Source organism: Micromonospora sp. NPDC049679, from assembly GCF_040659735.1.
Lineage (GTDB): Bacteria > Actinomycetota > Actinomycetes > Mycobacteriales > Micromonosporaceae > Micromonospora_I.
On the sequence record NZ_JBFANZ010000076.1, the window covers coordinates 1 to 7,133 of the forward strand.

At 73.3% G+C, this 7,133-nt stretch carries 5 protein-coding genes and 2 pseudogenes; all 7 read left to right on the top strand.

What is annotated here, in order from left to right:
- A pseudogene (locus tag AB0J06_RS25990) lies at window positions 1-336 on the top strand (zinc-binding alcohol dehydrogenase); the annotation flags it as partial.
- 4 nt (window positions 337-340) lie between these two features.
- A complete protein-coding gene (locus tag AB0J06_RS25995; RefSeq protein WP_357432257.1) occupies window positions 341-1,906 on the top strand; it encodes an amidohydrolase family protein in 1,566 nt (521 codons plus the stop codon).
- A gap of 37 nt (window positions 1,907-1,943) precedes the next feature.
- On the top strand, window positions 1,944-3,503 hold the full coding sequence (locus AB0J06_RS26000; RefSeq protein ID WP_357432259.1) for a lysine 5,6-aminomutase subunit alpha: 1,560 nt from the start codon (window positions 1,944-1,946) through the stop codon (window positions 3,501-3,503).
- Window positions 3,500-4,252 (top strand): OAM dimerization domain-containing protein, encoded by a 753-nt coding sequence (locus AB0J06_RS26005; RefSeq protein ID WP_357432261.1) that lies wholly within the window; start codon window positions 3,500-3,502, stop codon window positions 4,250-4,252. The genes AB0J06_RS26000 and AB0J06_RS26005 overlap by 4 nt, the downstream gene beginning before the upstream one ends.
- Window positions 4,249-4,659 (top strand): hotdog domain-containing protein, encoded by a 411-nt coding sequence (locus AB0J06_RS26010; RefSeq protein ID WP_357432263.1) that lies wholly within the window; start codon window positions 4,249-4,251, stop codon window positions 4,657-4,659. Before AB0J06_RS26005 ends, AB0J06_RS26010 begins: the two co-directional genes overlap by 4 nt.
- Window positions 4,656-6,008 carry a glutamate mutase L gene (locus AB0J06_RS26015; protein ID WP_357432265.1) on the top strand — a complete coding sequence of 451 codons (1,353 nt, stop codon included), beginning with the start codon at window positions 4,656-4,658 and terminating at the stop codon, window positions 6,006-6,008. Before AB0J06_RS26010 ends, AB0J06_RS26015 begins: the two co-directional genes overlap by 4 nt.
- Before the next feature lie 568 nt (window positions 6,009-6,576).
- Window positions 6,577-7,133: pseudogene (locus tag AB0J06_RS26020) on the top strand (hypothetical protein); the annotation flags it as partial.

The window sequence follows — 7,133 nt, forward strand, 5'->3', positions numbered from 1 at the left end:
GAGGTGGCGCTCGCCGACGCCCGCGACCCGGTGGCGCTCGCCACGGCGGTGACGGAGGCGCTCGGCGCGCCGGCGGACGTGACGGTGGTCTGCGTCGACGTGCCCGGGTGCGAGCACGGGGCGATCCTGTCGACCGCCGAGGGCGGCACCGTGATCTTCTTCTCGATGGCGACGAGCTTCGCCGCTGCGGCGCTGGGCGCCGAAGGGCTCGCGGCGGACGTGACAATGCTGGTCGGCAACGGTTACGTGCCGGGGCACGCGGACTACGCGCTGGAGTTGCTGCGCGGCGAGCCTGCGGTGCGGCGGTTGTTCGAGGCGCGCCTGGCGGCAGACTGAGCCCATGACGAACCCCTCTGTTCTCTACCGCGGCGGCCGCCTCTTCTGTCCGGGCGACCCCCGGGCCACGGCGCTGCTGGTGCGCGACGGGCGGATCGCCTGGCTCGGGCCGGACGCGGACGCGCCGCGCGCCGATGAGGTGATCGAGCTGGACGGGGCGCTGGTGACGCCGGCGTTCGTGGACGCGCATGTGCACGCCACCGATACCGGACGGTCATTGTCCGGATTAGATCTGTCGGCGACCCGGTCGGCGGTCGAGGTGCTCGACGCGGTGGCGGCGTTCGCGGCCGCGCTGCCGACGGACGCGGTGCTGCTGGGGCACGGCTGGGACGAGTCGGGGTGGGTCGATCAACGGCCACCGGACGCGGCGGAGCTTGACCGGGCGGCGGGGGGACGGCGGGTCTACCTGTCGCAGGCGTCGATCCACTCGGCGTTGTGTTCCGCAGCCCTGCTCGCGGCGGTGCCGCACGTGGTGGGCGTCGCCGGCTACGACCCGTCGGGCTGGCTGCGCCGCGACGCGCACCACGTGGTGCGGGAGGTGGCGCTCGGTTCGATCACGGCGCGGCAGCGGGCGGATTTCCAGCGCGCGGCGCTGCGCCGGGCGGCGGCGCTGGGGATCGCCGCGGTGCACGAGTGCGGCGGGCCGGGCACGTCGGACGAGAACGACTTCACCGGGCTGCTGGCGATGTCCGGGGACGGGCTGCCGGAGGTGTACGGCTACTGGGGTGAGCTGCTGGGCGCGGCGAAGGCCCGTGACCTGGGTGCGGTCGGCGCCGGCGGTGACCTGTACGCCGACGGCGCACTGGGCTCGCGGACCGCGCACCTGTCCTCCGGATATCTCGACGGCGAGGGCTGCGGACACGGGTACGTCACCGCCGAACAGGTCCGCGACCATCTGCTGGACTGCGCCGAGCACGGCATGCAGGGTGGGTTCCACGCGATCGGTGACGCGGCGATCGACACGGTGCTGAGCGGGTTCGCGGCGGCGGCCGAGGTGCTGGGCGTGGATCGGCTGCGGGCGGCACGGCACCGGGTGGAGCACGCCGAGATTATGAGTAAGCGGCTGATCGCCGGGTTCGTCGAGTACGGGATCGTGGCGAGCATGCAGCCGGCGTTCGACCGGCTGTGGGGCGGCGACGGGCAGATGTACGCGCAGCGGCTGGGGGTGGACCGGTCGTTGGAGTCGAACCCGATGGGCGCGTTGCACGCGATCGGGGTGCCGTTGGCGTTCGGGTCGGATTCGCCGGTGACGCCGCTGGATCCGTGGGGCTCGGTGCGGGCGGCGATGTGGCATTTCAACCCGGTGCAGCGGATGAGCGGGCGGGCGGCGTTCGCGGCGCACAGCCGGGGTGGTTGGCGCGCGGTGCATCTCGACGGCGAGGGCGCGCTGGCGCCGGGGGCGGCGGCGACGTTCGCGGTCTGGGACGCGCCGGCGGGCGTGGTGAACGGCCTGCCGGTGCTGCTGTCGGAGCAGCCCGAGGAGCGGGGTCCGCAGGATCCGACGCCGTTGCCGGTGTGCCGGCGCACGGTGCTGCGCGGCAGTGTGATCTATCAGGAAGGTGTTGCGTGAGCGAGCGCGGCGGGGTGACGACGTGGCCGGTGGAACTGTGAGCGAAAAGCTGGATCTGGACGCGGCGCTGGTGCGGCGGGCCCGGGAGTTGGCGCGCCGTGCCGGTCAGCCGGTGGTCGAGTTGGCGCGTAGCCACACGACGGTGTCGGTGGAGCGGGCGGTGCTGCGGCTGGCCGGGGTGACCGGGGCCGACCCCGATGGGATTCCGTGGGTGAACCGGCTCGTCGACGCGGTCGTCGGCGACGTGGGGTTGGGTCACGGGGTGGCGTTGCCGGTCTTCGACGCGCTGGCTCGTGAGGGTGTGGGCGATCTGACGTTGCTGGCGCAGAAGGCGGCGGCGGGGTCGGTGCGGTTCGCCGTACCGTCGGGTCGGGACGCCACCGCGGCCCGGCGCTCGGCGCGGCGGGCGACCGCGACGGGCATCAAGCGCATCGACCAGCGGCGCGCGGAGCGCGAGCGGCTGATCCGCCGCCACGGCGACCCGAAGCAGCGGCCGTGGATCTACCTGATCGTGGCGACCGGGGACATCTACGAGGACATTCCGCAGGCGCAGGCGGCGGCGCGGGCCGGCGCGGACGTGATCGCGGTGATCCGGTCGACGGGGCAGTCGCTGCTGGACTACGTGCCGGAGGGGCCGACCCGGGAGGGGTTCGCGGGCACGTACGCCACGCAGGAGAACTTCCGGTTGATGCGGGCGGCGCTGGACGAGTCGTCACGGGAGCTCGGTCGGTATGTCCGGTTGACGAACTACGCCAGCGGGTTGTGCATGCCGGAGATGGCGGCGCTCGCCGGCATGGAGCGGCTGGACATGATGCTCAACGACTCGATGTACGGCATCCTGTTCCGCGACATCAACCCGATCCGCACCTTCGTCGACCAGCGGTTCTCCCGGCAGGTGCACGCGCGGGCCGGCATCATCATCAACACCGGCGAGGACAACTACCTGACCACCGCCGACGCGGTCGACGCGGCGCACACGGTGACGGTGTCGCAACTGCTCAACGAGTACTTCGCCCATGAGGCGGGGCTGGCGGACTGGCAGTTGGGGCTGGGGCACGCGTTCGAGATCAACCCGGATCTGCCGGAGTCGTTCCGGTTGGAGCTGGCGCACGCGCTGCTGGCCCGGGAGCTGTTCCCGGACGCGCCGTTGAAGTGGATGCCGCCGACCAAGCACATGACCGGTGACGTGTTCCGCGGCAACCTGCTCGACGGGTTCTTCAACCTGGTGGGCGCCATGACCGGGCAGGGCATCCTGCTGGTCGGCATGATGACCGAGGCCGTGGTGACGCCGTGGCTGTCGGACCGCGACATCGCGCTGCAGAACGTGCGCTACGTGCTGGGCGCCGCCGGTGGGCTGCACGAGGATTTCGTGCCGGCGCCGGGCGGGTTCATCCAGCAGCGGGCGCACCGGGTGCTGGGCGAGGCGGTGGAGCTGTTGGCGCGCATCGGCGACGACACGCTGCTCACCGCGATCGCCGACGGCACGTTCGGCATCATGAAGCGCCCGGCGGACCGGGGCAAGGGCCTCGACGGGGTCGCCCGACACGAGGACCGCTACTACAACCCGGCGACCGAGATCCTGGAGGCCACCTCATGACCGGGACGGTCGTTCGTCCGTACGGGGACACCACCGGTGACGGCATGGTGCAGATGTCGTTCACGCTGCCGGTGGCGCACGACAAGCGGGCCGAGGGGGCGGCGCTGCAACTGGCCGCGAAGATGGGCATGGACGCGGCGATGCTGGTCCACGCCCAGCAGATGGGTGACGGGTTCACCTTCTTCGTCGTCTACGGCCGGGTCACCCACCTCGTGGACCTCTCCGCCGTACAGGTCGTGGAGCGCGACTTTCCGCTGCTGACCGCGAAGGAGGTCAACACGCTGGTCAAGCAGCGGATGCGGCGCAAGCTCTCCGTGGTGGGGGCGTGCATCGGCACCGACGCGCACACCGTCGGCATCGACGCGATCCTCAACGTCAAGGGCATCGCCGGCGAAAAGGGCCTGGAGTACTACCGGGAACTGAAGGTCACCAATCTCGGCGCCCAGGTCAGCGTCCCCGAGTTGGTCGAGGCGGCCCGGGCGGAGAAGGCCGACGCGGTGCTGGTCTCGCAGGTGGTGACGCAGCGCGACGCGCACCTGCAGAACACCCGGGAGATGTCGGCGGCGTTCCGTGAGGCGCTCCCGGCCGCCAAGCGGCCGCTGCTGATCGTCGGCGGGCCCCGCTTCGACGAGCTGATGACCTCCGAGCTGGGCGTGGACCGCATCTTCGGGCGCGGCACGACCCCCCGTGAGGTGGCGAGTTACCTGGTCCACGAGTTGATCACCAAGAAGGCGGAGGCGGCGGTATGAGCCACGAGGGTTTGACGGTCACCCACCGGCGGTATGTGCCGTACGCGCACGCCCACTACGCCGGCAACCTGGTCGACGGGGCGTACGCGCTGGGGCTCTTCGGCGACGTGGCGACCGAGCTGTGCATCCGCACCGACGGCGACGAGGGGCTCTTCGCCTCCTACTCGGACGTGCAGTTCCGGGCCCCGGTCCGCGCCGGTGACGTCGTCGAGGTGACCGCGACGCTGGTCCGGATCGGCACCCGCAGCCGAACCATCGACTTCCGCTGCGTGGTGGTGTGCCGGGGAAAGCCGGAGACCGGCGAATCCGCGGCGGCGGTGCTCGACCCGCCGGTCGTGGCGGTCACCGCGACCGGCACGGTGGTGGTGCCGCCGGGCGGGGCGGCGGGACCGGGCATCACCGCGTGACCTACGCGGTGATCGCGGACGTCGGCTCGACGTACACGAAGGTCGCGGTGGTGGAGTTGGCCGGCGGCGCGCTGCTGGCGACCGCGGCGCGCCCCACGACGGTCGGCTCGGACGTGCTGCACGGCCTGGACGCCGCCGTCGCGGCCGCCACCGCCGGTCTGGACGGTGGCGGGGACGTCCCCTGGTACGTCTGCTCGTCGGCGGGCGGTGGGCTGCGGCTCGCGGTCGTCGGCTACGAGCAGCTCGTCACCGCGCGCGCCGGCGAGCGCGTCGGCCTGTCGGCCGGGGCCCGGGTGGTGCACGTGGCGGCGGGGCGGCTCGACGGGTCGGGATTAGCCGCGCTACGCGCCGCCCGCCCCGATGTGGTGCTGCTGGTGGGCGGCACCGACGGCGGGGACGCCGAGGTGCTGCTGCACAACGCGACCCGGCTGGCCCGCGCCCGCTTCCGGGTCCCGGTCGTGGTGGCGGGCAACGGAGACGCCCGCGACGAGGTGTGCGCGGTGCTGCACGGCGGCGGCGTGCCCGTCACGGCCGCCGGCAACGTGCTGCCCCGCATCGGCGTGCTGGATCCGCGACCGGCGCGTACGGCGATCCGCGAGGTGTTCCTGCGGCACGTCATCGGCGGCAAGCGGCTCTCGCGCGGGCGACGCTTCGCCGGCCTGGTGCGGGCGGCCACCCCGGACGCGGTGCTCAGCGGGGTCGAACTGCTCGCCGACACCGGCACCGGCGATCTCGTGGTGGTCGACATCGGCGGAGCGACCACCGACGTCTACTCGGTGCTGACCCCCGACGAGCGCGGTGGCGGCCCGAGCGCCGAGGTGGCCGGGGTGCTGTGGCGGTCCCGGACGGTCGAGGGTGACCTGGGCATGCGGTGGAGCGCGCCGGGGGTGGTGCGGGCCGCCGCGGCGGAACGGCTGCTCGCCGCCGGGGAGGAGACGCCGCTCATGGCCGCCGCGGCGGCGCGGGCGGCCGACCCGGGTTTCGTCCCCGCCGACGAGGCGCAACGCGCGCTGGACCGGCGGATCGGCGGGCTCGCCGCCACGGTGGCGCTGCGGCGGCACGCCCGCGCCGAGCCGGGCGGGTCGGGGGGCGGCCGGGACCTGCGCGACGTGCGGCTGGTGATCGGGTCGGGAGGCGTGCTGCGGCACGCGCCGGCGGTCGAGGCGCTCGCGGTGCTCGGCGCGGCGCTGAGCGACCACGCCGGCGGTTGGCCGCTGCCGCGCGCGGCCAGCACCGTCATCGATACGGCGTACGTGCTCGCGGCGGCCGGGTTGCTGGCCGGCGAGCACCCCGACGCGGCCGTCGGGCTGCTGGGCCGGTACATCCGATCGGGTGAAAACTCACCGTAATTGCTCAACAACCCCGTGTGTGACACGCCGGGGTGAAGGTCAACTCCGGTGCGGTGGTTGACAGTGGTGGGGGTTCACCACGTACCGTCTTTGAGTCCTACTACGGGAAGCGGCTGTTGTTCGCTTCGTCCCTTCGCCCGCTGGCCGAGCGACAGATTTTGTCGCAATGAAGGTCGGTGCCCACCCGGTGGTCATCGAAATCCTTCGCCGGCCAGGTCCAGCGGGCGGGGGTCGGCGGGGCGGCGCGAACCGGCCGCGGCTTCCGGTGCAGGGCAGTGGGGTACGCACGGCCAGTAGACAACGGCCTGACGGGAACAGCCAGTTCTCGCCCGGTCGGTCCGAAGGTCGTGTCGGACCACGCTGCCGCACCGGCCGGGAAGGGCCTGGGAGCACGGGGCGCGGCCAACTGGTCGCGCCCCGATTTCCGTTCCCGCCCCGGCGCCCGGCCGCCTCTGGGCCGCACGTCGCCGTGGCCGGTAGCCTTCGGCGGGTACATCGTCGTCGGGGCCGCCGACGACCTCGGGGCGGTGGTGAGGCGCAAGTGACGATCGTGAGGACCGCCGAGGGCGTGGTCGCGTCCCCCGACGGACCCGTCCCGGCCCACCCCCGCGCCGGCGGGCCGCTGCCGCTGGCCGCGAGCCTGGTCGCCGCGCTCGCCGCCGGGGTCGCGCTGCTGGCGTCGTTCCCGCCGTACGGGCTGTGGTGGTTGGCGCCGGTCGGGGTGGCCCTGTTGGCCATCGCGACCCACCGTCGCCGGCTCCGTGCCGGCGCCGGGCTCGGGTCGCTCACCGGGCTGATGTTCTTCGTCCCGCTGCTGAGCTGGACGAATCTGCACACCGGCAACCTGCCGTGGCTGTTGCTCTCCGCGCTGCAGGCCGGCTACCTGGCGCTGCTCGGCGCGCTCGCGGCGTTCGTCAGCCCGCTGGTCGACCGGGCGCGCTGGTCGTGGCCGGCGGTGACCGGACTGCTGTGGGTGGCGCAGGAGGCGCTGCGCGACCGTACGCCGTTCGGCGGGTTCCCGTGGGGGCGGCTGGCGTTCAGCCAGGCCGACTCGCCAAGTCGTTCGGGAACGTGGTCGACCCGCTGGACTGGATCGAGCGGTTCGGCGCGGACGCGACCCGCTTC

Excerpts from the sequence above, each read along its gene's own strand:
- AB0J06_RS25995 (WP_357432257.1), top strand. The coding sequence starts at position 341 with ATGACGAACCCCTCTGTTCTCTACCGCGGCGGCCGCCTCTTCTGTCCG.
- AB0J06_RS26005 (WP_357432261.1), top strand. The coding sequence starts at position 3,500 with ATGACCGGGACGGTCGTTCGTCCGTACGGGGACACCACCGGTGACGGC.
- AB0J06_RS26010 (WP_357432263.1), top strand. The coding sequence starts at position 4,249 with ATGAGCCACGAGGGTTTGACGGTCACCCACCGGCGGTATGTGCCGTAC.